This is a genomic window from Actinomycetospora sp. (assembly GCF_055612215.1).
Genome location: NZ_JBVPVA010000100.1, coordinates 1 through 24,186 on the forward strand (window position 1 = coordinate 1; position 24,186 = coordinate 24,186).

Sequence of the window (24,186 nt, forward strand, 5' to 3'; positions counted from 1 at the left end):
TGGCCCGCGAACACGTGCAGGCCGGGGTGCTCGGGGCGGTCGCCGACGACGAGGGCGCGGTCCGGGGCGAACGTGCGCTGGCCCGCCCAGGTGGTGACCACCGAGCGGAGGCCGAGCGTGGTCACCGCGTTCACCCGCTCCAGGGCGAGGGCGACGTCGAGCTCGTCGGGGCGGGCGTCACCGGGCTCCTGCGGGGTCTCCTCCGACGGCGAGACCAGCAGGTGCTGCCCCTCGGGCTTGGCGTACCAGTGGTCACCCGCGGAGACGGCGAACGGGTCGTCGGGCCGCACCGGGGCGCCGGGCGGGACGCGCGCGATCGCGATCGTGCGCCGGTAGGCGGTCAGGCCGACCGGGGCGGCCCCGGCGAGGACGAGGAGCCGGTCGGTCCAGGCGCCGGCCGCGACGACGACCAGGTCGGTGTCGAGCGTGTCGCCCCCGCCCGTGGTGACCCGCCAGCCGGTGCCGCGGCGCTCGAGGCCGACGACGGGGGCCCCGGTGCGGATCTCGCCGCCGAGGGCCCGGAACCGTCGCCGGTAGTGCTGGTGCAGGCCGATCGGGTCGGCGTCCATGGCGTCCTCGACGACCGCCGCGGCCCGCACGGCGTCGGGCCGGAGGGCGGGCCAGCGGCGCACGGCCTCGTCGGGGGCCAGCTCGGTGACCGGGCCGAGCGGGAGGACCTCCTCGCGCAGGAGCCGTTCCTCCTCGGCGGTGGCGGCGACGTGCAGGACCGGCCGTGGGCGCAGGAACCCGTGGCCCGCCTCGCCGGCGAGCGTCGCGAACCGGTCCCGCGACGCTGCGATCAGCGTGCGGGTGGGCGCCGGTCCGTGGCCGGGGATGTAACTCGCGGCCGATCGCCCGGTGGTGTGCCGGGCGAGCTCCGGCTCGGCCTCGAGCAGCAGCGGGCGCCCGACGCCGGCCGCGGCGAGCTCGGCCGCGACCGACGTCCCGGCGATGCCGCCGCCGATGACGACGCAGTCATGTGAACGATTCTGGTCGCCCTGGCGACGGAATCCGTTCACATGGACCGGAGGTCCAGGCCCAGGTCCAGGGCCGGCGAGGAGTGGGTGAGCCCGCCGACGGAGAGGAAGTCCACCCCGCTGGCGCCGTACGCGGCCGCGGTGTCGATCGTCAGCCCGCCGGACGCCTCGAGACCCGTCCCCGGGGCCCGGCCGTCCCGGCGCCGCACCGCCTCGGCGCACTCGTCGGCCGGGAAGTTGTCCAGCAGCACCAGTTCCAGGCCGAGCCCGAGGGCCTCGTCCAGCTGGGCGAACGAGTCGACCTCGAGCTCGCAGGGCAGGTCGGGCGCCGCCGCCCGGGCCGCGCACACCGCCGCCGTCACCGACCCGGCCGCGTGCACGTGGTTGTCCTTGATCAGCAGCGCGTCGCCCAGCGACATCCGGTGGTTCACCCCGCCGCCGCAGCGCACCGCGTACTTCTGCAGCGCCCGCAGGCCCGGGACGGTCTTGCGGCTGTCGCGGATGCGGGCCCGCGTGCCCGCCACCGCGTCCACCCACGCACTCGTGGCCGTCGCGACCCCGGAGAGCTGGCACAGCAGGTTCAGGGCGGTGCGCTCGGCGGTGAGCAGCGTCGCGAGCGGGGCCCGGACGGCGAGCGCGACGTCGCCGGCGTGCAGCCGGTCGCCGTCGGCGCGGGCGTCGAGGATCTCGAGGTCCTCGCCGCACACGCGCTCGAGCACCCGCACCGCCACGCCCACGCCGGCCAGCGTGCCGGCCGGACGGGTGCGGAACTCCCCGACCGCGACCGATCCGGGCGGGACGCACGCCGCCGTCGTCCGGTCGGGGCCGTCGCGCAGGTCCTCGTCGAGGGCGAGGTCGACTACGCGGTCGACCTCCGCGGCGTCGAGCCCCACGGGCAGGGCGATGGCGGTCATGCGGCACCTCCGAGAGCCAGGTCCATCGGGGTCAGGCAGAGCCGGCCGTCGACGAGGGTGACCGCCGCCGACGCGCCCTGCCACCGGTCGTCGCGCCGGGGGTGGTCGCGGCGGACGTGGCAGCCGCGCGACTCGGTGCGCGACCCGGCGGCCGCGAGCAGGGCCCCCGCGGCCAGGGTGAGCGCGGCGTCCTCGACGGCGGCCCGGTCGGTGAGGGGACGCTCGACGGTGACCGACTCCACCGCATCGGAGACCGCCGCGAGCCCCGCCGCGTCCCGCCCGATCGCGGCACCGCGGCTCATCGCCGCCTGCAGCACGGTGCGGTCGGCGGCCCCCGCGACGAGCCGCTCCGGCTCCCCCGGGCGGATCACCGGGCGGGGTCCGGCGAGGGCGCGGGCCACGTCCGCCCCCGCCCGGCGACCCACGACGAGGCCCTCGAGCAGGCTGTTCGACGCGAGTCGGTTGGCGCCGTGCAGCCCGGTGCGGGCCACCTCGCCGGCGGCCCAGAGCCCGGGGACGCCGGTGCGGCCGCGGGTGTCGGTGACGACGCCACCGCACGCGTAGTGCGCCGCCGGCCGGACCGGGATGGGGTCGCGGGCGACGTCGACGCCCATCGCGTCGCAGGACGCGGTCACCGTCGGGAACCGGCGGCGGACGTCGGGCACGCCGGTCGCGTCGAGCAGCACGTGGTCGGCGCCGGTGCCGGCGAGCACGGCCGTGATGGCGCCGGCGACGACGTCGCGGGGCGCGAGGTCCCCGCGGGGGTCCACGCCGGCCATCACCGGGCGGCCCGTCAGGTCGACCAGGCGCGCCCCCTCGCCGCGCAGGGCCTCGGTGACCAGCGGCGCGCGGCCGCGCAGCCCGGGCACCCGCAGGGCGGTGGGGTGGAACTGGACGAACTCGACGTCGGCCAGCGTCGCCCCGGCCCGCAGGGCCAGCGCCCAGCCGTCGGCGGTGGCGACCGCGGGGTTCGTCGTCGTCTCGTAGAGCCCGCCGACCCCGCCCGTGGCGAGGAGGACGGCCGGGGCGGTGACGACGCCCGTCGCTCCGCTCGTCCCGCCCACGACGTCGAGGCCGGTCATCCGGCCGTCCGGGTGCCGGCGCACCGCGACCGCGGTGTGCCCGGCGAGCACCGTCACCTCGCCGGGCAGCGCCGCGAGCAGGGCGCGCTCGACCTCGGCGCCGGTGGCGTCGCCGCCTGCGTGGATGACGCGGGTGGTGCCGTGGCCGCCCTCGCGGGTGCGGGCCAGGCGGGTCCCGGCAGAGTCGAACACCGCGCCCCGCGACCGCAGCTCGGCGACGGCGTCGGGCCCCCCGGCGAGGATCTCGCGGGTCGCGGCGTCGTCGACCAGGCCGCCGCCCGCGGCCAACGTGTCGGCCACGTGGGCGTCGACGCTGTCGCCCGCGACGTCGCCGAGCACGACCGCGATGCCGCCCTGCGCCCACCGCGTCGACCCCTCGTCGGGGGCGTCCTTGGTGACGACGACGACCCGCAGGCCCGCCCGCGACGCCTCGGCAGCCGCGGAGAGCCCGGCGACGCCGGAGCCCACGACGACGAGGTCCGCGGCCGCGCCCCAGGCGCTCACTCCCCGCCCCCGGGCCGACCGATCTCGATCATCCGCCGGACCGACGCGCGCGCCTTCTCGGCCGTCGCGGGGTCCACGTGGACCTCGTCCCGACCCTCGCGCAGCGCCCGCGTGAGCGCACCCGGCGTGATCGTCTTCATGTAGCCGCAGGCGGCCCGGTCGTTGACCGCACGGAAGTCGACCATCGGGTTGGCGCGGCGCAGCTGGTGGAGCATGCCGACCTCGGTGGCCACGAGCACGGAGGCCTTCGTGGTGTTCTTCGCGGCGTCGAGCATGCCGCCGGTGGAGAGGATGTGGACCTGCTCGCGCGGCACCGCGCCCGCCCCCGCCAGGTAGAGCGCGCTGGTGGCGCAGCCGCACTCGGGGTGGACGTAGAGGTCGGCGTCGGGGTCGGCCTGCGCGCGGGCGGTGAGCTCGGCGCCGTTGATCCCGGCGTGCACGTGGCACTCCCCGGCCCAGACGTGCAGGTTCTCCCGGCCGGTCTCGCGCCGGACGTGGGCGCCGAGGAACTGGTCGGGCAGGAAGAGCACCTCGCGGTCCTCGGGCACCGACGCGACGACCTCGACGGCGTTCGACGACGTGCAGCACACGTCGGTCTCGGCCTTCACCGCCGCCGTCGTGTTGACGTAGCTGACGACGACCGCGCCGGGGTGCTCGGCCGTCCAGGCCCGGAGCTCGTCGGCGCTGATCGAGTCGGCGAGCGAGCACCCGGCGCGCGCGTCGGGGATGAGCACCGTCTTCTCCGGCGCGAGGATCTTCGCGGTCTCGGCCATGAAGTGGACGCCGCAGAAGACGATCGTGCTCGCGTCGCTGGCGGCCGCGATGCGGGAGAGGGCCAGCGAGTCGCCGGTGTGGTCGGCGACGTCCTGGATCTCGGGGCGCTGGTAGTTGTGCGCGAGCACGACCGCGTCGCGCTCCCGGGCGAGTCGCCGGACCTCGGCCGCCCACTGCTCGACGACGTCGTCCGGGGCGCCGGCCAGGGACCGGGGCTCGACGAGGTCGGTCGGCGGCTGGTGCGCCTGCACGTCCACGGTGACGGTCATGCGGTGTCCTCCCCCGGGGTCGGCGCGCTCGCGGTGGGAACGCGGACCCCGGTGCGGCGGGTTCGAGGTTTTCGCCTTTTGGTCGAAAACGTGCGCGACAGTACGCCGCGACCACGCGTGGTGCCAGCCTCCGGGCCACCGGGTATGACCGAGCACACGCGCGGCCGCGTCGGCGTCACCGACCGGGCACGCACCGCTACCGTGCCGTGGGTGGAGGTGGCCGGGTGGAGGCCGAGGGCCTGATCGCGCACGACGTGCTGGCCGTCGTCCTGCGCATCACCGGACCCGTGCCGTCGGTGCTGCTCTGGCAGCGCGCCCGCGAACCGCACGCCGGTCGGTGGGCGCTCCCGGGCGGCCGGCTCGGGGCGGGCGAGGACGTCGAGGCCTCCGTGCGCCGCCACCTCGCCGAGAAGGTCGACCTCGCCGAGGTCGCCCACGTCGAGCAGCTCGCGGTGTTCTCCGACCCGCACCGCGGACCCGCGCCGCGCCGGGTCGCGACCGCCTTCCTCGGGCTCGTCCCCTCCGACGCCGATCCGGCGATCCCCGACGACACCGCCTGGCACCGGGTCGACGCCCTCCCGAGGACGGCCTTCGACCACGGCGAGATCACCCGCGTCGGCCTCGACCGGCTGCGCGCGAAGCTCTCCTACACCAACATCGGGTTCGCGCTGGCCCCCGACGTCTTCTCGATCTCCGAGCTCCGCCGCCTCTACGCCGCCGCGCTCGGGCACCACGTCTCCGCGACCAACCTCCAGCGGGTGCTCACCCGCCGCGGCGTCCTCGTCCCCACCGGCAGCACGGCCGCGCCCGGTCCCGCGGGCGGGCGGCCGGCGGCGCTCTTCCGGTTCTCCGAGCACTCACTGCGGGTGACCGACCCGTTCGCCGCGCTGCGCCCGCCGTCAGGGGCCGGGGCGGTCTGAGGTGTCCTCCCGGCTCGTCCATCCGGCGATCGTGGGCCGCAGACCGTAGCGTGACGCCCGTGGTCGACACGCTGCCCCTCTTCCCGTTGGGCACGGTGCTGTTGCCCGGGGCACCGCTCCCACTGCACGTGTTCGAGCCCCGTTACCGGCAGCTGACCATCGACCTGGTCACCGGCGCGGTCCCCGGCAAGCAGTTCGGGGTCGTCGCGGTCCGTGAGGGATGGGGTCCCGACGACGGGCGCGCGGGGCTCCACGAGATCGGGTGCACCGCGGCGCTGCGCGAGGTCCGGCGGCTCCCCGACGGCCGCTTCGACATCCTCACCGTCGGTGACCGCCGCTTCCGGTTGCTCGACGTCGACGACTCCACCGCGCCCTACCTCGTCGCCAACGTCGAGTGGCTCCCCGACCTCGAGGGCGACGACCCCGAGGCGCTGGAGCCGCTCGAACGCGCGGCCCGCGCCGCGCACCGTCGCTACTGCACCACGGCCCGCACCTACCGACGCCGGCTCGACGCCGAGACCGGCGAGCCCGCCGACGCCGACGCCGAACCCGCCCCGGAGGGCGAGGCTCCTCCGGTGAGCAGCGCCGAGGACGGGCCGGTCGACGCGGCGGTCCTCGCCCACCTGCTCGCGGCCGACTGCCTGCTCCCCCTCGGCGACCGCCAGGAGATCCTCGAGCAGACCTGCCCGAAGAAGCGGCTGGAGCTCGTCTCGCACTCGATGTCCCGCGAGGCCGAGCTGCTCGGGCGGCTCCACGCGGTGTGGGCGCCGACGGCGAAGTTCGCGGTGCCCAGCAGCGACAACTGAGGGGTCAGTCCTCGGGGCGGGCGAGGTCGTCGACGCCCAGCGCGATCGCGCACAGCAGGTAGACCAGCACCGCGCCGACGCCCGCGCCCAGCACCGTCCAGAACGACCCGATCTCGGCGGGCACGGTCGCGAGCGTCGCCGGGATCGGCGGGCCGGGCGTGCCGGTCGAGGAGGCCTCGGCGCGGTCGAGCAGGACCCCGACCGGGTTGCGGTCGGTGAGCGGGCCCGCGAGCCAGCTGCCGACGCGGGCCGCGAGCCAGGCGCCCGCCGTCGTGGCGGCCGCGATCCCGAGCAGCATCACCGGGCCGCGCCGGACCCGCGTACGCCAGGCGAGCGCGCCGACGACGACGCCGTACGCGGTCGCGAGCAGGAAGAACACGGCGGTCGCGTCGAAGACGTGGTCGGACTCGGCGGCCAGTCCGGCGCTGGCCCCCGTCGCCGTCGTGACCGTCGTCTGCCCCGGCGCGACGAGGGCCCACAGCACCCCGACCAGCAGGCCGCCGGCGAGGACGGCGAGCACGATCCGCAGGACGGGACGGACGTCGCCGAGGATCTCGCGGCGGGTGAGCAGCCCGGTCGGGGGCTCGGCGACGAACTCGTCGGCGGGGAACTGTTCGGCGCTCACGCTCACCGCTGGGCCCGGCTCGCGCTCGTGGTCTCGCCATGGCGGCTGCAGCGCGCGGTCCAGCCCATCGGGTCGACCTGGACGACCATCCGCCGGGCGCACTCCGAGCAGTAGCGCGGCGGGTCGATCAGCGCCAGGCGCGCGCGGCACCGGTCGTGATCGCCGGAGGCGGCCTCACCGCCGCAGAAGGAGCAGAACATCTACAGGGTGTCGTTGAGGGCCTTGATCGGCATCTTGAGGGTCTCGAGCATCTCGAGGTCCTGCTCGGCCGGTCGCCCCAGGTTGGTGAGGTAGTTCCCGACGATGATCGCGTTGACCCCGCCGAGCATCCCCTGCTCCGCGCCGAGGTCACCGAGGGTGAGCTCGCGGCCGCCGGCGAAGCGCAGCACGGTCTTCGGCATCGCGAGCCGGAACGCGGCGATCGTCATGAGCGCGTCCGGGCCCTGCGGCACGTCGAGGTGCGCGAACGGGGTGCCCGGGTTCGGGATGAGGAAATTCATCGGGACCTCGTCGGGCTCCAACTCGGCGAGTTGCACCGCGAACTCGGCGCGCTGCTCGAGCGTCTCGCCCATCCCGACGATCCCGCCGCAGCAGACCTCCATGCCCGCGTCGCGAACCATCCGCAGCGTCTCCCAGCGCTCCTCCCAGGTGTGGGTGGTGACGACCTCCGGGAAGTGGCTGCGCGCGGTCTCGAGGTTGTGGTTGTAGCGGTGCACGCCCATCGCGGCGAGCTGGTCGACCTGGTCCTGGGTGAGCATCCCCAGCGAGCAGGCGACGTTGATGTCGACCTCGGCGCGGATCGCCGCGACCCCGGCCCGGATCTGCTCCATGAGCTTCTCGTCGGGCCCGCGCACGGCGGCGACGATGCAGAACTCCGTCGCCCCGGTCTTCGCGGTCTGCTTGGCGGCCTCGACCAGGCGGTCCTTGTCCAGCCACGCCGCGCGGACCGGGGAGTCGAACAGGCCCGACTGGGAGCAGAAGTGGCAGTCCTCGGGGCAGCCGCCGGTCTTGAGGCTGACGATGCCCTCGACCTCGACGTCGGGCCCGCACCAGCGCATCCGCACCTCGTGGGCCAGCGCGAGCGCCTCGGTCAGCCGCTCCCCCGGCAACCGCAGCACCTCGAGGACCTGCGCCTCGGTCAGGCCCTCGCCGCGCTCCAGGACCTGCTCGCGGGCGACGGCGAGGATGTCCCCGTCGGCGCCCTGGCCGGTCTGACTGGCGGTGCCGGTGCTCGCCGTCACGCGTCGCTCCTCGTCGTCGGGGCTGATCGTCGGCGAGTCTGCCCCACGGTCGCCGGTCACGGGAGGGGCGGGACCCACTGCCCGCCCAGGACGGGATGCAGGCCACACCGGGCCGTCGTCAGGAAGCGCCGCGGGTCGGCGTCGCCGAGGCCCCCGGGCAGGACGCCGAGCAGGGGCGCACCGGTGACGGCCGGAAGGTCGGCGAGGTTGGTGCGCTCGGCCAGGTCGGGCTCCTCGGGGTAGGCGCCGACGACCTGGCCGAGGTGGGTGAGCCCGCGGCCAGCGAGCGCCTCGGCGGTGAGCGCGGCCGTGTTGAGCACCCCGAGGCCCGCAGAGGCGACGACGAGGACGGGGGCCCCGAGCGCGGCGGCGACGTCGGCGAGGGTCTCGCCGTCGTCGTTCAACCGGACGAGCAGGCCGCCGGCTCCCTCGACGACCAGGAGGTCGGCGCCGGCCGCCTCGATCTCCGCGACCGCGGTGGTGATGTCGGCGACCCGGAGCGGTGGCAGTCCGCTGCGGCGTGCGGCGGTCGCCGGGGCGAGCGGCTCGGGGTAGCGGGCCAGCTCGCGGGTGGCGACGTGCGGGCCCGCGAGCCGGGTCACCTCGGCCAGGTCCCCGGGCTCCCCCGGCCCGATCCCGGTCTGGGCCGGCTTGAGGACGACGACGCGGTCCCCGGCCTCGGCGGCCAGGGCGGCCACGGCGGCAGTGACCACCGTCTTGCCGACGTCGGTCCCGGTGCCCGAGACGATCATGGTCCGCACGGCCGCGAGCGTAATCGGGCCGCCCGTCAGAAGTCGGGGTCGCTGTCGTAGCGGCTGGGGCGTGCTCCTTCCTGTGCGCGGGCGCGTCGGGTGAGGCGCTCGGCGGTGGCGCGGGCCTCCTCGGTGATGCGGCCGTCGCGGGTGCGGTTGGGCGCCCAGTCCGGGCGTGGTCGGGGCTCGCCGGGGTCTGGGCTGATGCCGTGGCCGGGCTCGACGGGGGCGGGCCGGGGATGGGTCACCCGGCTCTCGACGCGGTGGCGGGTGCCGGTGGGGTCGGTGATCAGGAACCGTCCGGGTGTGGGCTGGGTGTAGGTCCAGCCGGCCTGGTGCTTGGCGCGGTGGTCGTGGCGGCAGAGAAGGTCGAGGTCGTCGGCTTCGGTGCGCCCGCCGCGGATCCAGTCGAGCGTGTGGTCGATGTCGCAGACCTCGGCGCGGCGGGTGCAGCCCAGCGCGATGCAGGTCTGGTCCCGGGCGGCGACCCAGCGGGCGAGCGCGGCGCCGGGGAAGCGGCGGTCGCGCTCGCGGGTGGTGGTGGCGGGGTGGTCCTCGGGGTCGGCCTCCTCCGAGCGCACCAGTGCCTCGCGGAGGCGCCGCAGCCACGCGGTGGTGGCCCCGTCGAGCGCTGTAGCCCGGGCCCGGCCGAGCGGGTCGGCCTCGTGCGCGGTCGCCTCCGGGTCGAGGGCGTGGATCAGCTCCGCCGTGGCTGTGAGCTCCACGGTCCGGCGGCGGTGGCGGGGATCGCGGACCGCGTGGGGTGGGGCGCGCAGCACCAGGAGGTGTTCCAGGTGGCCCCGCTCGTCGTGGACGAGGACGTGCCAGGTGGCGCTGCCGTGGGCGAGGGCGGCGGTGCGGGCGGTCCCGGCGGGAACGGCGCCGAGGCCGGGGAGGGCGCCGGGCTGGTCGTCGAGGCCGAGCAGGGTGGACAGGGTCAGCCGGACCGCGGTCCCGGGCGCGAACACGACCGACGCGTCACCAGGGCACCAGCCGTGGTCGTCGGGGTCACCATCATCGGAGCCGTCGTCCTCCGGGCCGTCCCCACCCTGGCCGTCGTCGCCCGGTCCGCGGTCGTCGGGGCCACCGGCGTCGGGCCCCTGGTCCGGGCCACCGGCGTCGTCGCCGGCAGGGTTGTTCTCCTCGGGAGCGTGGTCGCTCGGGCCGTCGTCGTTCGGGCCTGTGTCGTCGGGATCGTCGTCGCCTGGTCCGCCGTCGCCCGGTCCGTCGTCGTTCGGGCCTGTGTCGTCGGGATCGGCGTCGCCCGGGCCGTCGTCGTCGGGTCCGTCGTCGTCGGGTCCGTCGTCGCGGGGACCGCCGTCACCGGGGCCTCCGCCCTCGTCGTCGGGGTCGTCGGTAGCGGGGAGCTGGCTGAGTTCGGTGGTGACCGCGGCGATGATCTCGGCGTCGGGGAGTCCGGCCTGGGTGCCGTCCATGAGCCGCACGAACACCCGCGCCTCGACGAACCCGAGCCCGACCTTGCGTCCGGCGGCGCGCAGCCGGGCCCGCGCCGCGAGCGCGAGGGTCCGCAGCCGCGCCTTGGCGTCCTGGGCCAACTCGGGCGGGAGATCCCGTCCGCAGAGGTTCACTGCACCGGACGGCGCGGTCTCGGCGGTGACCCGCGCCCGAGCTGTGGCGGCGGCGAGCCGGTTGGCGCCCCAGACCCGGTCGACCGCGTAGCCGGCGTCGAGGATCCGGTCGCGCAGCTCGCCCAGCCCGAGGTCGGGGGCGTCGTCGAGCAGCGCGGCGACCACCGCTCGGGCCTGGGCGTCGGTGAGCCCCTGCAGGCCGGTGACGAACTGGGTGGCCTTGGCCAGTTCCAGCGTCCCGGCGCGCATTCGTTCCCCGAGGGCGGGCATCCGCTCGAGCACCCCGACCGCCACGTCGAGGCGGGCCGTGGCCATCCCGGTGGTCCAGCCCAGCGACGCCGCGGCGATCTTCGGGGCGAACTCGTCGAGCTCGACGCGCTCGGTGGTCCCGGCGCGCGCCGAGCAGGCCTCGCGCAGGGTGACCAGCAGCAGCCAGTCCTGGCGGTTCCGCTGCCGGAAGGCGGCGCGCATCCACGCCGCGGCGTCCTGCCCGGTCGTGCCGGCGGGGTCGAGGGCGTCCAGGGCGGCGGCGAGCTCGGCTCCCGCGGGCAGCACGTCGGGCCCCTCGAGGGCCGCTTCGTCCACCACCACCGCCATGGATCGAACACTAGTTCGACACCCCGACAGTCACGGTCGGGATCAGGCACCCACGACTGGGCCGACCGAGTGAACTTCCGGCGGCTCAGAGCCAGTCGCGCACGCGGACCGCGGTGGGGTCGGGCGCCGGACGCTCGGCGGCCTCGACGTCGGGACGCGGCGTGCCGTCCACGTCGTGGACCGCGCCGCAGCAGAGGCACCGCAGGTAGTCCGGAGCCTCGGCCAGCGGGCGTCGGCAGCGGCCGCAGTGCCAGAGCCGGAACGCCGATCGGCTGTCCGTGACGGTCACGCCGTCCTCCATTCGGGATCGATTCCGTGAAGCAAGGTCCAGGATGCCACCACGACGCCGCCCGAGGGCACGGGGGATCACCCCGCCAGCGCGCTCCCCCGCACGACCGGGAGGACCTCGGAGAGCACCCGGTCCACCAGGGCGAGGTCGTCCGCGCCCAGATCGGCCCGCGCCGTGAGCCGCAGCCGCGACGTGCCCTCCGGGACCGACGGCGGCCGGAAGCAGCCGGCCCGCAGACCGGCCGCGGCACAGGCGTCGCGGGCCGCCGTCGCCAGCTCGGGCTCGCCGAGCACCACGGGGACCATCGCGGCCGTGGGCTCCGTGACCCCCGCCCACGGGGCCGCCGCCCGTGCCGACGCCGCCACCGACGCGGCCGCCCGGTGCAGCGCCGCGACCCGCTCGGGCTCGTCGCGCAGCACGCCGAGCGCCGCCAGCGCTCCACCGACCGCGGCCGGGGCCAGCCCGGTGTCGAAGATGAACGCGCGCGCGGCGTCGACCAGGTGCGCCACGACGTCGGCGTCGCCCAGCACCACCCCACCCTGGGAGCCCAGGGACTTCGACAGCGTCGCGGTCACGACGACGCCCCGCTCCCCGGCCAGTCCAGCCTCGGCCACCAGCCCCGAGCCGGGCGCCGACGCCGGCCCCCGCACGCCGAGACCGTGCGCGTCGTCGACGAGCAGCACCGCGCCCCGGGCCCGGCAGACCGCAGCCAACTCCCGGAGCGGCGCCAGACCCCCGTCCACGGAGTCGACGCCGTCGGTGACCACCACCCGGCGGGACTCCGGAGCCGCCGCGAGGACCGCGTCGACGTCGGCGGGGACCGAGCACCGGGCCACCACGACACGGGCCCGCGACAGCCGGGCCGCGTCCACCAGCGAGGCGTGCGCCGCGACGTCGGAGACGACGAGCGCGCCCCGGCCCGACAGCGCCGTCACCGCCCCGAGGTTGGCCGTGTAGCCCGACGAGAAGACCAGGGCGGCCTCCGCGCCACAGAAGGCGGCCAGCGCGTCCTCGAGATCCGCGTGCAGCCGCGTCGACCCGGTCACCAGTCGGGAGCCCGTCGACCCCGCACCCCACGTCCGCGCCGCCGCGACCGCGCCCTCGACGACGCGGGGGTCGCGCGCGAGGCCGAGGTAGTCGTTCGAGGCGAGGTCGACGAGCGGCTCGACGACCTCGCGCGGGGTCACCGTCCGGCGCAGCCCCGCCGCCCGGCGGGTCCGCGCCGTCTCCTCCAGCCACGCCAGGGGGTCGCTCACGCCGACACCCTAAGCACGGGCCCGGGGACGAGCCCGCGCCGCGGTCAGCCCGCGGTCGCCGCCGCCACCACCCCGCGGGCGATGCGGGCCACGTCGTCGGGCGGGGTGACGAACGGCGGCATCGTGTAGACGAGGTCGCGGAAGGGGCGCAGCCACACCCCCGCCCGCTCGGCCGCGGCCTGCGCCGCCGGGACGTCCACGGGGTGGTCGAGCTGGACGACCCCGATCGCGCCGAGCACCCGCACGTCCCGGACGCCGGGCGCCTCCCGCGCCGGGGCGAGCCCGGCGCGCAGGACCTCGGAGATGCCCGCGACCTCCGCGCGCCAGTCGCGGCGCAGCAGCTCGTCGATGCTGGCGAGTGCGACCCGGGACGCGAGGGGGTTCCCCATGAACGTCGGGCCGTGCATGAGCCCGCCGCCACCGCGCTCGTCGCTGACGGCCGCCGCGACGGCGGGTGTGCACAGCGCCGCGGCCAGCGTGAGGTAGCCGCCGGTCAGGGCCTTGCCGACGCACATCACGTCGGGCGCCACGCCCGCGTGGTCGGCGGCGAAGAGCTCGCCGGTGCGCCCGAAGCCGGTCGCGATCTCGTCGAACACGAGGACGAGGTCGTGGCGGTCGGCGATCTCCCGCAGCGCGTGCAGGTGCCGCGGGTCGTGGAAGCGCATGCCTCCGGCACCCTGCACGACGGGCTCGACGATGATCCCCGCCAGCTCGCCGGAGTGGGCCTCGGCGACCTGCGCCAGGTGCTCGTCGTACGCCCCGTCGTCCGTCGGGGGCGGCACGTCGGCGAACACCTGCTCGGGCAGGAAGCCCGTCCACAGCGCGTGCATCCCGCCGTCGGGGTCGCAGACGCTCATCGCCGCGAACGTGTCGCCGTGGTAGCCGCCGCGCCACGTCATCATCCGGGTGCGCTCCGGCCGGCCCCGCGCCCGCTGGTACTGCAGGCACATCTTCACCGCGACCTCGACGGACACCGAGCCGGAGTCGGCGAGGAACACGTGGCGCAGCGGCTCGGGAGTGATCTCGACGAGGCGGGTCGCGAGCGCCACCGCCGGGTCGTGCGTGAGCCCCCCGAACATCACGTGGCTCATCTCGTCGGTGGCCGCGCGCAGGGCCGCGTCGAGGGCCGGGTGGCGGTAGCCGTGGATCGCCGCCCACCAGGAGCTCATCCCGTCGACCAGCTCGCGGCCGTCGTCGAGGGTCAGCCGCACGCCCCGCGCGGAGCGGACCACCAGCGGGGCGGTGCGTCCCGGCATCGGCCCGTAGGGGTGCCAGACGTGCTCGCGGTCGCGGGCGAGGAGGTCGGCCGGGGAGGACACGCCTACGATCGTCGGCCATGGTGGCGGGGGGCGCGACGCACGGGTCGGTCCCGCCCCGTCCCGTGCCCTCCGCGTCGGCCGAGGACGCCTTCAGCCGGCGCCGTGAGGTCGCGGCGACGAGCGCCCGCTCGCTGCTGCTGACCGTGCTCGGGGAGTTCGTCCTCCCGGCCGGCGAGCCGGTCTGGACCCAGACGCTGCTCGACGCGCTCGGCGCCGTCGGCGTCGAGGAGAAGTCCGCGCGCCAGGCGCTGGCCCGCACCGCCGCCGACGACGTCGTCGTCTCCGAACGGGCCGGACGGCGGGTGCGCTGGTCGCTGACCGCGTCCGGCCGGCGGCTGCTCTCCGAGGGCGCGGAACGGATCTACGCGCACGGGACGCCGCGGGAGCCCTGGGACGGGCGCTGGCTGCTGCTCGTCGTCAGCGTGCCCGAGGCCCAGCGGGCGCTGCGCCACCAGCTGCGCACGCAGCTCGCGTGGGCGGGTCTCGGCTCGCCGGCGCCGGGGGTGTGGGTGTGTCCGGACGCCGGGCGCCTCCCCGAGGCCCACCGGGCGCTGGACGACGTCGGGCTCGACGAGACCGCGCTCGTCGTCGTCGGGGGGACGCACGGCGGGCTCTCCGACGCCGAGCTCGTCGCGCAGGCCTGGGACCTGCGCGACCTGGAGGCCCGCTACGCGGACTTCGTCGCGCGCTTCGCCGGCCTCGAGCCCGACCCCGACGACCCCACCGCCGTCCTCGCCGCGCAGGTCCGGCTCGTCGACGCCTGGCGTCGATTCCCGTTCCTCGACCCGCAGCTGCCCGCCGAGCTGCTGCCGGCCGGATGGGTCGGGACCCGCGCGGCCGAGGTCTTCCACGGACGCCACGAGCAGTGGGCACCCGCGGCGCGGCGCGCATTCGGCGCCTGAGCGCCTCGACTTGCCTTCGAGCGCACTCGAAGGGCGACGATCGCGGGCGTCACCACGTCCCGTCCGAGGGAGACCCCATGGAGCTCGGCTTCCACGTCCCGATCTTCGCCATCGACGGCGGCCCGTCGGCCATCGCTCCCGAGCTCGCCCGGGTGGGGGCGGCCGCCGAGGCCTCCGGCGCGAGCTGGTTGTCGTTCATGGACCATTTCTTCCAGATCGAGCCGACCGGCCTGCCCGCCGAGTCCCCCATGCTCGAGGGCTACACGACCCTGGGCTTCCTGGCCGCCCATACGTCGACGATCGACCTGGCGCTGCTGGTCACGGGCGTGACCTACCGCCACCCGGGCCTGCTCGCCAAGATCGTGACGACGCTCGACGTCCTCTCCGGCGGCCGCGCCGTCCTCGGCATCGGTGCCGCCTGGTACGAGCGCGAGCACCGGGGGCTCGGCGTGCCGTTCCCGCCGCTGGCCGAGCGGTTCGAGCGCCTGGAGGAGGCGCTGCAGATCGTCGGGCAGATGTGGGACCCGCAGAACGACGGCCCGTACGAGGGCAAGCACTACCAGCTGGCCGAGACGCTGAACTCGCCGCAGCCGCTCCACCGGCCCCGGGTCCTCATCGGCGGCGGCGGGGAGCGCAAGACGCTGCGGCTCGTCGCGCAGTACGGCGACGCCTGCAACCTGTTCGCGTCCTCGGTCGACGACGTCGCGCACAAGCTCGACGTGCTGCGCCGCCACTGCGACGACGTCGGGCGCGACTTCGGCGAGATCCGCCTGACGATCACGGCGAACAACCCGCGGCCGGAGCCGGGCGACGCCGACGACTTCGTCGCCGCCATGGCCGACTACGCCAAGCTCGGCGTCCACCAGGTGATGGTCACGCCGACCACCGGCTCCCCCGCCGCGTGGATCGACGGGATGGCCCCGGCGGTGGCGCAGCTGGCCGACCTGGGCTAGCCGCCCGTCGTCGGGAGCCAGACCTCCCAGGCGATCCCGTCCGGGTCCTCGAACGACACGAACTCGGCGTACCCGGCGTCGCGCACCGGCGAGTGCGCGACGCCGTGCCGGTCGAGGTGCGCGATCCACTCCTCGAGGGCCGGGCGGTCGGCCACGGTCACCGCGAGGTGGTCGAGGCCGGTGCGCTGCGGGTCGAACCGGTCGTTCGAGCGCTCGTAGGGCTCGTGGATGCCCAGGACGAGGCCGGAGTCCGGGTGGCGGATCAACTGCCGCGGGTGCCGCGCCTCGGGCGGGCCCTCGCGGCGCTCGCTGGCCCGCTCGAAGCCCATCACCTGCTCGTAGAACGCCACGCTGGCCGCCATGTCGCGCACCACGAGCGCGACATGGGCAGCCTGCGTGAAGGTCGGGGTGGTCACGGGGCTACTGGATCCACACCGTCTTGGCGTTGACGAACGAGTGGGTGCCGAAGCTCGCGAGCTCGCGGCCGTAGCCCGAGTTCTTCGCCCCGCCGAACGGGACCTCCGGCGTCGAGGCCGTGACCTTGTTGATGTAGATCATCCCGCTCTCGACCTCGTTGGCGAACCGCTCCGCCTCGGCCGCGTCCTGGGTCCAGGCGCTGCCGCCCAGGCCGAAGCTCGAGTCGTTCGCGATGGCGATGGCCTCGTCGATGTCCTTCGCGCGGAAGAACAGCGCCACCGGGCCGAAGAGCTCCTCGTAGTACGCCGGGGCGCTCTTCGGGATGTCGGCGAGGACCGACGGCGGGTAGAAGTTGCCCGGTCCGCCCAGCGGCTTGCCTCCGGTGAGGAGCTTGGCGCCGGCGGCGACGGAGTCCTGCACCTGCTTGTCGAGCTCCTCGAGGCCCTGCGGACCCGACATCGGGCCGAGGTCGGTGTCCTCCGCCATCGGGTCGCCGACCTTGAGCGCCTCCATCTTCTCCACGAGGAGCCGCGCGAACTCGTCGGCGACCTGCTCGTGGACGATGATCCGCTTGGCGTTGATGCACGACTGGCCGTTGTTCAGGGTGCGGGAGGCGACGGCCGCGTCGGCCGTGGCGTCCAGGTCCGCCGAGGGCATGACGATGAACGGGTCGCTGCCGCCGAGCTCGAGCACGCTGGTCTTGACGTTCTTCCCGGCGAGGCCGCCGACCTCACGCCCGGCGGGCTCGCTGCCGGTCAGGGTGACCGCACGCACGCGGTCGTCGTCGATCATGGCCTCGATCATCGACGAGCCGATGAGCAGGGTCTGGAACACGTCCTGCGGGAAGCCGGCGCGCACGAGCACGTCCTCGATGGCGAGCGCGACCTGCGGCACGTTCGAGGCGTGCTTGAGCAGGCCGACGTTGCCGGCCATCAGCGCCGGGCAGAGGAAGCGGAAGACCTGCCAGTACGGGAAGTTCCACGGCATGACCGCCAGGACGGGGCCCAGCGGCTGGTAGCGGGTGAAGACCCGGGCGTTCTCCGGCGCGTCCGCCGGGTCCCACGGATGGTCGGCGAGGTGCTCCGGGGCGTGGTCGGCGTACCAGCGGCAGCCCAGCGCGCACTTGGCGACCTCGGCCTTCGCCGCGGCCAGCGTCTTGCCCATCTCGAGCGTGGCGAGCTCGGCCAGGTGGTCGACCTCGGCGTCGAGGATGTCGGCGGCGGCTCGCATCCAGCCTGCGCGCTCCTCCAGGCTGGTGTCGCGGTAGCTCTGGAACGCCTCCCACGACCGCTGGATCCTGTCCTCGAGCTGCTGGGAGGTGAGGGAGTCGAACTCCCGGACCGTCTCCCCCGTGGCGGGGTTCGTCGTCGCGATGGCCATGCCTCTGGTCTACCCCCTCGGCGCCCGCCTGCACACAGCTCTCACGGCGATCACAGCCGGGGGAAGACCTTCGCGGCGTTCCCGCCGAGGACGGCGTCGGTGAGCGCCTCCGAGAGCCCCAGGTCGCGGATCGCGGCGATGTTGCGGGCGGGGCTCGCGGCCGGCGAGTCGGTGCCGAAGATCGCCTTCGCCGCGATGCGGTCGAGGCCGAAGCTCGCGTAGTAGGTCGGCAGGCGCTTCGGGGGCAACCCGGCGAGGTCGAGCCAGACGTTCTCGCGGGTGAGCGCCAGCGAGGCGGCGGCGTCGTAGCTCCAGCCCCGACCCCCGTGGGCGAGGACCACGGTCAGGTCGGGGAAGTCACGCAGCACGTCGTCGACGAGCACCGGGTCGCCGTGCTTCGAGGTCGCGCCCGGGAAGAACGACGGGCCGGTGTGGACGATCACCGGGATGCCCCGCTCGACGCACCGCGCGTACGCGGGGTAGAGCTCGCGGTCGTTCGGGGCGATCCCGGCGTGCACCGGGTGGATCTTGAGTGCGACGGCGCCGTGGTCGAGCTGGCGGTCGAGCTCGCGCGCCACCGGGTGGTGGACGTGCGGGTTGACGTTGGCGACGATCCGGAAGCGCTGCGGATCGTGCTCGACGACCGGGAGCAGGTCCTCGACGGTCTGCCAGCCCGTCGCCTTCGGGCTGTACTCGCAGAACATCAGGACCCGGTCGACGCCCTCGTCGGCGAAGTAGCGGCTGATCTCCGCGGGGATCGGCGCGCCGTCGGCGTCGTAGTTCGCCGCCCAACGCGCCGAGTCGCCGGCCACCCCCATCCACTGGTCCCACGACACCTTGAGCCGGGCGAGGTGGGCGACGTGGACGTGGGCGTCGACGATCACGCGGCGACGCTAGTCGAACAGGTCCGGGTCCGTGCGCACGATCTCGTCCCAGAGCGGCTGGAAGGAGAACCAGCCCATGTAGGGCGTCCCGGTCTGCTCCGCGGTGAACTTCGCGTTCTCGTGGTCGATCAGCGTCGGGGTGCCCGCGGCCTCGGCGAGCAGCTGGGCCTGGCAGTTGCGCTCGGTGTTGACGAACCACCACGCGGCCTCGGCGACGGTGTCCCCGACCGAGAAGATGCCGTGGTTCTGGTGGAAGACCATCTTCCGGCCGGTCAGCCCCGTCGCGAGCGCGCGGCCGACCTCCGGGTCCAGCACGACGGCGCCGCGCCCCTCGGTCACCACGCCGTGCTTCTCGTAGAGCGTGCAGGCGTCCTGGGTGATCGGGTCGAGCGGGCGGCCGAGCGAGCTCCACGCCTTGCCGTACACCGAGTGCGCGTGCGCGGCGGCGACCACCTCGGGGTGGGCGTGGTGGACCGCGGAGTGGATGACGAACCCGGCCTGGTTCACCGGCCTGTTCCCGTACACCACCTCGCCGTCGTGGCTCACGGCGATGAGGTCGGAGACCCGGATGTGGCGGAAGCTCATCCCGAACGGGTTGACCCAGAACATGTGCGGGTCCTCGGGGTCCCGCACGGTGATGTGGCCGGCGATCCCCTCGCCGAAGCCGAACTTGCCGAAGATGCGGAACGCCCCGGCGAGCTGCTGCTTGCGGTGCAGCCGCTCCTCGGCGCTCGTCGCGAACGTCGGTGGCTGCGGCATCACGATGCCCTCCTGGGAGGGCCGGAAGCCGGAGGTCGTCTCGAGCTGGGACTCCTGCGTGGGTGCGGCCATGACCTCGACGGTGCGCCGTGTCACGCGAGGAGGTCAAGGGCTCGGCGGACGCGGGCGGACCGGAGGATGATCCGGAGCATGCCCGAACCCGGCGTCGCGCTCGAGAAGCTCGGTTTCCTCACCATCGGGACCTTCGACGGGGACGACCCGGGGCCCGGACACGAGCACCTGCTCGCCGAGATCGAGCTGGCCGAGCGCCTCGGGTTCGACAGCGTCTGGCTGCGCCACCGCCACCTTCAGTACGGGGTGTCCTCCCCGGTGACGCTGCTCGCGGCGGCCTCGCAGCGGACCTCCCGGATCGAGTTCGGCACCGCGGTCACCCCGCTGGGCTGGGAGAACCCGCTGCGCTACGCCGAGGACCTCGGCACCCTCGACATCCTCTCCGGCGGGCGGATGAACCCCGGCGTCTCGGTCGGGCCGCCGATGCACTTCGACGACGTCAAGGCCGCGCTCTACCCCGACACCGCCGACGTCGAGGACTTCACCTACGAGCGCGTGGCGCGGCTGCACCGCCTGCTGCGCGGCGAGCCCGCGAGCACGTTCTCCGGGGTCGAGGGCATCGAGTCGTTCTCCGACCACGTCCAGCCGCACTCCCCCGGGCTCGCCGACCGGCTCTGGTACGGCGCGGCCAGCGAGAGCTCGTCGCGACGGGCCGGGGAGCAGGGGCTCAACCTGCTCACCTCCAGCGTCGTGCGGGTCGCCCCCGACGAGGAGCCGGACTTCGCCGCCATCCAGGCCCGCTCGATCCGCGCCTTCCGCGCCGCCCACCCGGCCGGGGACGCGGCCCGGGTCTCGCAGGGCCTCGTCGTCATCCCCACCGACTCCGCGACCCCGGAGCAGCGCGCGAAGTACGAGGCCTACGTCGAGGCGCGCACCCCGCGGACCTCCTCGCCGCAGGGTCCCGGACGCCTGCTGTTCGCCCGCGACGTGCTCGGGACGTCCGGGGAGATCGCCGAGGCGCTCTACGCGCACGCCGGGTTCCGGGAGTCCCGCGAGGTCGTCTTCGCGCTGCCCTTCTCCTTCGCCCACGAGGACTACGTCCAGATTCTCACCGACATGGCGACGAAGCTCGGGCCGGCACTGGGATGGAGCCCGACGGCCGAGGCATGATCGCGCCATGCCACCTCCCGGTGTCCCCCTGGAACGGCAGGGGTTCCTGACCCTCGGCACCTACGACGGCGCCGACCCCGGTCCCGGCCACGAGTACCTGCTGCGCGAGATCGTCCTGGGCGAGGAGCTCGGGTTCGACTCGGTCTGGCTGCGCCACCGGCACTTCCAGTCCGGCATCTCCTCGCCGGTGACGATGCTCGCGGCCGCCTCGCAGCGGACGTCGCGCATCGAGTTCGGCACCGCCGTGACCCCGCTGGGCTGGGAGAACCCGCTGCGCTACGCCGAGGACCTCGGCACCCTCGACGTCCTCTCCGGTGGGCGGATGAACCCGGGGATCAGCGTGGGGCCGCCGATCCACTGGGAGGACGTCAAGGCCGGGCTCTACCCGGACACCGCCGACATCGAGGACCTCACCTACACCCGCGTCGAGCGCCTCCTGCGCCTGCTGCGCGGGGAGCCGGCGAGCACGTTCTCCGGGGTCGATGGCATCGAGTCGTTCTCCGACTTCGTCCAGCCGCACTCCCCCGGGCTCGCCGACCGCGTCTGGTACGGCGGCGGCAGCCGGCGCTCGGTGCGCTGGGCCGGCGAGCAGGGCCTCGCGATGCTGACCAGCAACGTGATCCAGTCCGAGGGCCACGACCTCGGCGACGACGCCTCCCGGGTCTTCGCGCAGATCCAGCACGAGCAGATCGAGCTCTTCCGGTCCGTGCACCCGCTCGGCGAGGCGGCCCGGGTGTCGCAGGGCCTCGTCGTCATCCCCACCGACTCCGCGACCGCGGACCAGCGCGCGAGGTACGAGGCCTACGTCGAGCACCGCACGCCGCGGACCGCCGTCGCGCACGGACCGCGCCAGATGCTCTACGCCCGCGACCTGGTCGGCCCGTCGGACGCGATCGCGGAGGCGCTGTACGCGAACGCCGCGTTCCGGGACGTCCGCGAGGTGGTGTGGGCGTTGCCGTTCACCTTCGAGCACGCCGACTACGTGCAGATCCTCACCGACATGGCCACGAAGCTCGGGCCGGCGCTCGGTTGGTCGCCGGGGGCGAGCGGAGCGACGGGGAAGGGGACACCGTGAGCGTCCTCGTCGAGCGCGACGGACCGGTCACGACGGTGACCCTCGACCGCCCCGAGCGCCGCAACGCCGTGGACGGCCCGACCGCTGCCGAGCTCGCCGACGCGTTCCGCGCCTTCGAGGCCGACGACGAGGCCGCGGTCGCCGTGCTGCACGGCGCCGGCGGGACGTTCTGTGCCGGCGCCGACCTCACCGCGATCGCCACCGAGGACCGCAACCGCACCGAGCCGGACGGGGACGGGCCGATGGGTCCGACCCGGCTGCGGCTGTCCAAGCCGGTGATCGCCGCGGTGGCCGGCCACGCGGTCGCCGGCGGGCTCGAGCTCGCGCTGTGGTGCGACCTGCGGGTGGCCGACGAGACCGCGGTGTTCGGGGTGTTCTGCCGTCGATGGGGCGTGCCGCTGATCGACGGCGGCACGGTGCGGCTGCCGCGCCTGATCGGGACGAGCCGGGCCATGGACCTGGTGCTCACCGGGCGTGCGGTGGAGGCGGCCGAAGCGCTGGCCATGGGCCTGGCGAACCGGGTGGTGCCGGCCGGGGAGGCGCTCGCGGCCGCGCAGGCGCTGGCCCGGGACCTCGCGGCGTTCCCGCAGGTCTGCCTACGCTCCGACCGGGCCTCGGTGCTCGACCAGGAGGGCCTCGACGAGCCGGCCGCCCTGGCCGCCGAGTTCGCCCACGGTGCGGCGGCGCTGGCCGCGGAGACCGTGGCCGGCGCCGCCCGGTTCGCGGCCGGGGAGGGCCGGCACGGCCGCTTCTGACCGTCAGGGGCGACCCGCCGGGACCATGCGGGTGGTGACCGCGAACCGGTTCCACGCGTTGATCACCGTGATCGCGGCGACCAGCTGCGCGAGCTCGGCCTCGTCGAACGCCGCCGCCGCCACCGCCCACGCCTCGTCGGGCACGAACCCGTCGGTGAGCACCGTGACGGCCTCGGTCAGCTCCAGGGCGGCCAGCTCGCGCTCGCTGTAGAAGTGGCGCGACTCCCGCCACGCGGAGAGCTGCACGATCCGGCTGGTGCTCTCGCCGGCGGCGAGCGCCTCGCGGCTGTGCATGTCGACGCAGAACGCGCAGTGGTTGATCTGTGAGGCCCGGAGCTTGACGAGCTCGACCAGCGGCGCCTCCAGCCCCGCCCCGGCGACGGCGGAGAGCGTGGCCATGGCCCGGTAGACGTCCGGGGCGTGGTCGGCCAGGGACAGGCGGGGCGGGTGGACGGGGCTGCGGGTGCCGACGGTCGTGGTCACGTCCTCGACGCTAGGCCCCCAGCGGACGGCGTCCGTGGTCCACTTCGGTGGTGACCTCGCAGACCAGTTCCGGCTCCCGACGGCGGGTCGGGGCCGATCTGCACCTCGACCTCGCGGTCACCGCGGGCCGCGGGGTGCGGGTGGCGCTCACCGACGCGCTCCGGGACGCGGTGCGGTCCGGGCGGTTGCCGGCGGGGACGGCGCTCCCCTCGTCGCGCGGGCTCGCCGCCGACCTCGGGCTCGCCCGGACCACCGTCGTCGACGCCTACGCGGAGCTGACCGCGGAGGGCTGGCTGACCGCCCGCCAGGGCGCACCGACCCGCGTGGCCGCCACGGTCCCCGTGCCGCACCCCGCGCCGCGGCCGGCGGACGGGCGCGACGGACCCGGCGTCGTGCACGACCTGCGCCCCGGCCGCCCGGACGCGTCGATGTTCCCGCGCGCGGCGTGGTGGCAGGCGGTCCGGCGGGCCGTCGCCGCGGCCCCGGACGCCGCGTGGGACTACGGCGATCCCGCCGGCCGCCCCGAGCTGCGCACGGCGCTCGCGACCTACCTGGCCCGGGTCCGGGGCGTGCGCGCCGGGCCCGAGCAGGTCGTCGTCACCGCGGGCGCGACCGAGGGGCTGCGCCTGCTCGCGGGCGTCCTCACCGACCGCGCCGGGGCGGGTCTGGCCGTCGAGGAGCTCGGCCTGCACGCCCACCGCCGGATGCTCGACGCGATCGGACCGCCGACGGTCCCCCTCGCCCTCGACGACGCGGGGGCCCGCACCGCCGAGCTGCCCGACCTGACCGCCGCGACCGGCACGCGGGCGGTCCTGCTCACCCCGGCCCACCAGTTCCCGACGGGGATCCCGCTGCGGCCGGCGCGACGGACGGCCGCCGTCGCGTGGGCGCGGGAGGCGGACGGGATCGTCGTCGAGGACGACTACGACGGCGAGTTCCGCTACGACCGCCGGCCGGTGGGCGCGGTGCAGGGCCTCGCCCCGGAGCGGGCAGCCTACCTCGGCACGGCGAGCAAGGCGCTCGCCCCCGGCCTGCGCCTGGGCTGGCTGGTGCTGCCCGTGGACCTGGCTCGAGCGGTAGCGGCACGGATGGCCGGCGGGGTGGGGGTCGTCGACCAGCTGGCGCTCGCCGACCTCCTCGACTCGGGCGGTTACGACCGGCAGGTGCGGACCGCCCGTCGCCACTACCGGCTCCGGCGGGAGGAGCTGGTGGCCCTGGTCGCGGGGCGGGGGCCGGGGCTGCGCGTCGTCGGGCACCCGGCCGGACTGCACGCCCTGATCGAGCTGCCCGACGGCACCGAGGCCGGGGTGCTCGACGCGGCACGGCAGCGCGGCGTCGCCCTCGAGGGCCTCGGCGCGTTCCGCCACCCCCGAGCGGCAGCGGGCCGCGACGGGATCGTCGTGGGGTTCGCGACCCCGTCGGCGAGCGCGTGGTCGGGCGCCCTCACCGCGCTGGGCGACCTCCTCGCGGCCGTCGGCTGAG

Annotated in this window: 25 protein-coding genes; 8 read left to right on the top strand and 17 right to left on the bottom strand. The window is 75.5% G+C overall.

What is annotated here, in order from left to right; all coding sequences use genetic code 11:
* From AC0CYZ_RS02355 to nadA, 4 genes are all read right to left on the bottom strand, one after another.
* A partial coding sequence (locus tag AC0CYZ_RS02355; RefSeq protein ID WP_472211973.1) for an NAD(P)/FAD-dependent oxidoreductase occupies nucleotides 1-1,019 on the bottom strand: 1,019 nt, incomplete at its 3' end.
* On the bottom strand, nucleotides 1,016-1,891 hold the full coding sequence (nadC, locus tag AC0CYZ_RS02360; RefSeq protein WP_472211975.1) for a carboxylating nicotinate-nucleotide diphosphorylase: 876 nt from the start codon (nucleotides 1,889-1,891) through the stop codon (nucleotides 1,016-1,018). The genes nadC and AC0CYZ_RS02355, both read right to left, overlap by 4 nt.
* Nucleotides 1,888-3,477: an L-aspartate oxidase gene (gene nadB, locus AC0CYZ_RS02365; RefSeq protein WP_472211977.1), complete on the bottom strand. Its 1,590-nt coding sequence runs from the start codon at nucleotides 3,475-3,477 to the stop codon at nucleotides 1,888-1,890. The genes nadC and nadB overlap by 4 nt, the downstream gene beginning before the upstream one ends.
* Nucleotides 3,474-4,520, bottom strand: a complete 1,047-nt coding sequence (nadA, locus tag AC0CYZ_RS02370) for a quinolinate synthase NadA (RefSeq protein WP_472211979.1) — start codon at nucleotides 4,518-4,520, stop codon at nucleotides 3,474-3,476. The genes nadB and nadA overlap by 4 nt, the downstream gene beginning before the upstream one ends.
* Before the next feature lie 224 nt (nucleotides 4,521-4,744).
* On the opposite strand from nadA, the gene AC0CYZ_RS02375 reads away from it, so the two are divergent.
* Together AC0CYZ_RS02375 and AC0CYZ_RS02380 are read left to right on the top strand one after the other, a co-directional pair.
* Nucleotides 4,745-5,440, top strand: a complete 696-nt coding sequence (locus AC0CYZ_RS02375) for an NUDIX hydrolase (RefSeq protein ID WP_472211981.1) — start codon at nucleotides 4,745-4,747, stop codon at nucleotides 5,438-5,440.
* A gap of 59 nt (nucleotides 5,441-5,499) precedes the next feature.
* Nucleotides 5,500-6,246 (top strand): LON peptidase substrate-binding domain-containing protein, encoded by a 747-nt coding sequence (locus AC0CYZ_RS02380; RefSeq protein ID WP_472211983.1) that lies wholly within the window; start codon nucleotides 5,500-5,502, stop codon nucleotides 6,244-6,246.
* A 4-nt stretch (nucleotides 6,247-6,250) separates the two neighbouring features.
* Here AC0CYZ_RS02380 and AC0CYZ_RS02385 read toward each other — a convergent pair whose 3' ends face one another.
* The 8 genes from AC0CYZ_RS02385 to AC0CYZ_RS02420 form a co-directional block, all read right to left on the bottom strand.
* Nucleotides 6,251-6,871 (bottom strand): DUF2567 domain-containing protein, encoded by a 621-nt coding sequence (locus AC0CYZ_RS02385; protein ID WP_472211985.1) that lies wholly within the window; start codon nucleotides 6,869-6,871, stop codon nucleotides 6,251-6,253.
* 2 nt (nucleotides 6,872-6,873) lie between these two features.
* A complete protein-coding gene (gene bsaP / locus AC0CYZ_RS02390) occupies nucleotides 6,874-7,071 on the bottom strand; it encodes a biotin synthase auxiliary protein BsaP (RefSeq protein ID WP_472211986.1) in 198 nt (65 codons plus the stop codon).
* The gene (gene bioB, locus AC0CYZ_RS02395) at nucleotides 7,072-8,112 is read right to left on the bottom strand and encodes a biotin synthase BioB (protein WP_472211988.1); all 1,041 of its coding nucleotides are present in this window, start codon (nucleotides 8,110-8,112) and stop codon (nucleotides 7,072-7,074) included.
* Between the two features lie 56 nt (nucleotides 8,113-8,168).
* Nucleotides 8,169-8,873 (bottom strand): dethiobiotin synthase, encoded by a 705-nt coding sequence (bioD, locus tag AC0CYZ_RS02400; RefSeq protein ID WP_472211990.1) that lies wholly within the window; start codon nucleotides 8,871-8,873, stop codon nucleotides 8,169-8,171.
* A 26-nt stretch (nucleotides 8,874-8,899) separates the two neighbouring features.
* Nucleotides 8,900-11,050: an HNH endonuclease signature motif containing protein gene (locus AC0CYZ_RS02405; protein ID WP_472211992.1), complete on the bottom strand. Its 2,151-nt coding sequence runs from the start codon at nucleotides 11,048-11,050 to the stop codon at nucleotides 8,900-8,902.
* 85 nt (nucleotides 11,051-11,135) lie between these two features.
* A complete protein-coding gene (locus tag AC0CYZ_RS02410; protein WP_472211994.1) occupies nucleotides 11,136-11,339 on the bottom strand; it encodes a hypothetical protein in 204 nt (67 codons plus the stop codon).
* Between the two features lie 77 nt (nucleotides 11,340-11,416).
* Nucleotides 11,417-12,595, bottom strand: coding sequence for an 8-amino-7-oxononanoate synthase (locus AC0CYZ_RS02415; protein ID WP_472211996.1), 1,179 nt, complete (start codon nucleotides 12,593-12,595; stop codon nucleotides 11,417-11,419).
* Nucleotides 12,596-12,639: 44 nt separating this feature from the next.
* Entirely contained in the window at nucleotides 12,640-13,914 is a 1,275-nt protein-coding gene (locus tag AC0CYZ_RS02420) for an adenosylmethionine--8-amino-7-oxononanoate transaminase (RefSeq protein ID WP_472211998.1), read from the bottom strand.
* A 17-nt stretch (nucleotides 13,915-13,931) separates the two neighbouring features.
* Here AC0CYZ_RS02420 and AC0CYZ_RS02425 point away from each other — a divergent pair, with 17 nt between their 5' ends.
* Nucleotides 13,932-14,816 (top strand): PaaX family transcriptional regulator, encoded by an 885-nt coding sequence (locus AC0CYZ_RS02425; RefSeq protein WP_472212000.1) that lies wholly within the window; start codon nucleotides 13,932-13,934, stop codon nucleotides 14,814-14,816.
* Nucleotides 14,817-14,893: 77 nt separating this feature from the next.
* Entirely contained in the window at nucleotides 14,894-15,769 is an 876-nt protein-coding gene (locus AC0CYZ_RS02430; protein ID WP_472212002.1) for an LLM class F420-dependent oxidoreductase, read from the top strand.
* Here the strand turns inward: AC0CYZ_RS02430 and AC0CYZ_RS02435 are convergent.
* The 4 genes from AC0CYZ_RS02435 to AC0CYZ_RS02450 are packed head-to-tail and all read right to left on the bottom strand — an operon-like array spanning nucleotide 15,766 to nucleotide 19,281.
* Nucleotides 15,766-16,185, bottom strand: coding sequence for a VOC family protein (locus AC0CYZ_RS02435; RefSeq protein ID WP_472212004.1), 420 nt, complete (start codon nucleotides 16,183-16,185; stop codon nucleotides 15,766-15,768). The genes AC0CYZ_RS02430 and AC0CYZ_RS02435 overlap by 4 nt on opposite strands.
* Before the next feature lie 4 nt (nucleotides 16,186-16,189).
* On the bottom strand, nucleotides 16,190-17,566 hold the full coding sequence (locus AC0CYZ_RS02440) for an NAD-dependent succinate-semialdehyde dehydrogenase (protein ID WP_472212006.1): 1,377 nt from the start codon (nucleotides 17,564-17,566) through the stop codon (nucleotides 16,190-16,192).
* Nucleotides 17,567-17,616: 50 nt separating this feature from the next.
* Complete coding sequence (locus AC0CYZ_RS02445) at nucleotides 17,617-18,450, bottom strand: amidohydrolase family protein (protein WP_472212008.1); 834 nt, start codon at nucleotides 18,448-18,450, stop codon at nucleotides 17,617-17,619.
* Nucleotides 18,451-18,459: 9 nt separating this feature from the next.
* Entirely contained in the window at nucleotides 18,460-19,281 is an 822-nt protein-coding gene (locus tag AC0CYZ_RS02450) for a class II aldolase/adducin family protein (RefSeq protein WP_472212010.1), read from the bottom strand.
* Between the two features lie 78 nt (nucleotides 19,282-19,359).
* Here AC0CYZ_RS02450 and AC0CYZ_RS02455 point away from each other — a divergent pair, with 78 nt between their 5' ends.
* From AC0CYZ_RS02455 to AC0CYZ_RS02465, 3 genes are read left to right on the top strand one after another with little or no spacing between them, the layout of a single operon-like run.
* A complete protein-coding gene (locus tag AC0CYZ_RS02455) occupies nucleotides 19,360-20,391 on the top strand; it encodes an LLM class flavin-dependent oxidoreductase (protein WP_472212012.1) in 1,032 nt (343 codons plus the stop codon).
* 7 nt (nucleotides 20,392-20,398) lie between these two features.
* Nucleotides 20,399-21,466 carry an LLM class flavin-dependent oxidoreductase gene (locus AC0CYZ_RS02460; protein ID WP_472212014.1) on the top strand — a complete coding sequence of 356 codons (1,068 nt, stop codon included), beginning with the start codon at nucleotides 20,399-20,401 and terminating at the stop codon, nucleotides 21,464-21,466.
* Complete coding sequence (locus tag AC0CYZ_RS02465) at nucleotides 21,463-22,221, top strand: crotonase/enoyl-CoA hydratase family protein (RefSeq protein ID WP_472212016.1); 759 nt, start codon at nucleotides 21,463-21,465, stop codon at nucleotides 22,219-22,221. Before AC0CYZ_RS02460 ends, AC0CYZ_RS02465 begins: the two co-directional genes overlap by 4 nt.
* 3 nt (nucleotides 22,222-22,224) lie before the next feature.
* Here AC0CYZ_RS02465 and AC0CYZ_RS02470 read toward each other — a convergent pair whose 3' ends face one another.
* Nucleotides 22,225-22,704: a carboxymuconolactone decarboxylase family protein gene (locus AC0CYZ_RS02470; protein WP_472212018.1), complete on the bottom strand. Its 480-nt coding sequence runs from the start codon at nucleotides 22,702-22,704 to the stop codon at nucleotides 22,225-22,227.
* A gap of 50 nt (nucleotides 22,705-22,754) precedes the next feature.
* Between AC0CYZ_RS02470 and pdxR the strand changes: the two genes are divergently transcribed.
* Entirely contained in the window at nucleotides 22,755-24,185 is a 1,431-nt protein-coding gene (gene pdxR / locus AC0CYZ_RS02475) for a MocR-like pyridoxine biosynthesis transcription factor PdxR (RefSeq protein WP_472212020.1), read from the top strand.
* Nucleotide 24,186: the final 1 nt, after the last annotated feature.

Bases quoted from the DNA above. Each gene is read 5' to 3' on its own strand.
- nadC (WP_472211975.1), bottom strand. From the start codon at position 1,891: ATGACCGCCATCGCCCTGCCCGTGGGGCTCGACGCCGCGGAGGTCGAC.
- nadA (WP_472211979.1), bottom strand. From the start codon at position 4,520: ATGACCGTCACCGTGGACGTGCAGGCGCACCAGCCGCCGACCGACCTC.
- bsaP (WP_472211986.1), bottom strand. From the start codon at position 7,071: ATGTTCTGCTCCTTCTGCGGCGGTGAGGCCGCCTCCGGCGATCACGAC.
- AC0CYZ_RS02405 (WP_472211992.1), bottom strand. From the start codon at position 11,050: ATGGCGGTGGTGGTGGACGAAGCGGCCCTCGAGGGGCCCGACGTGCTG.
- AC0CYZ_RS02425 (WP_472212000.1), top strand. From the start codon at position 13,932: ATGGTGGCGGGGGGCGCGACGCACGGGTCGGTCCCGCCCCGTCCCGTG.
- AC0CYZ_RS02430 (WP_472212002.1), top strand. From the start codon at position 14,894: ATGGAGCTCGGCTTCCACGTCCCGATCTTCGCCATCGACGGCGGCCCG.
- AC0CYZ_RS02440 (WP_472212006.1), bottom strand. From the start codon at position 17,566: ATGGCCATCGCGACGACGAACCCCGCCACGGGGGAGACGGTCCGGGAG.
- AC0CYZ_RS02450 (WP_472212010.1), bottom strand. From the start codon at position 19,281: ATGGCCGCACCCACGCAGGAGTCCCAGCTCGAGACGACCTCCGGCTTC.
- AC0CYZ_RS02455 (WP_472212012.1), top strand. From the start codon at position 19,360: ATGCCCGAACCCGGCGTCGCGCTCGAGAAGCTCGGTTTCCTCACCATC.
- AC0CYZ_RS02460 (WP_472212014.1), top strand. From the start codon at position 20,399: ATGCCACCTCCCGGTGTCCCCCTGGAACGGCAGGGGTTCCTGACCCTC.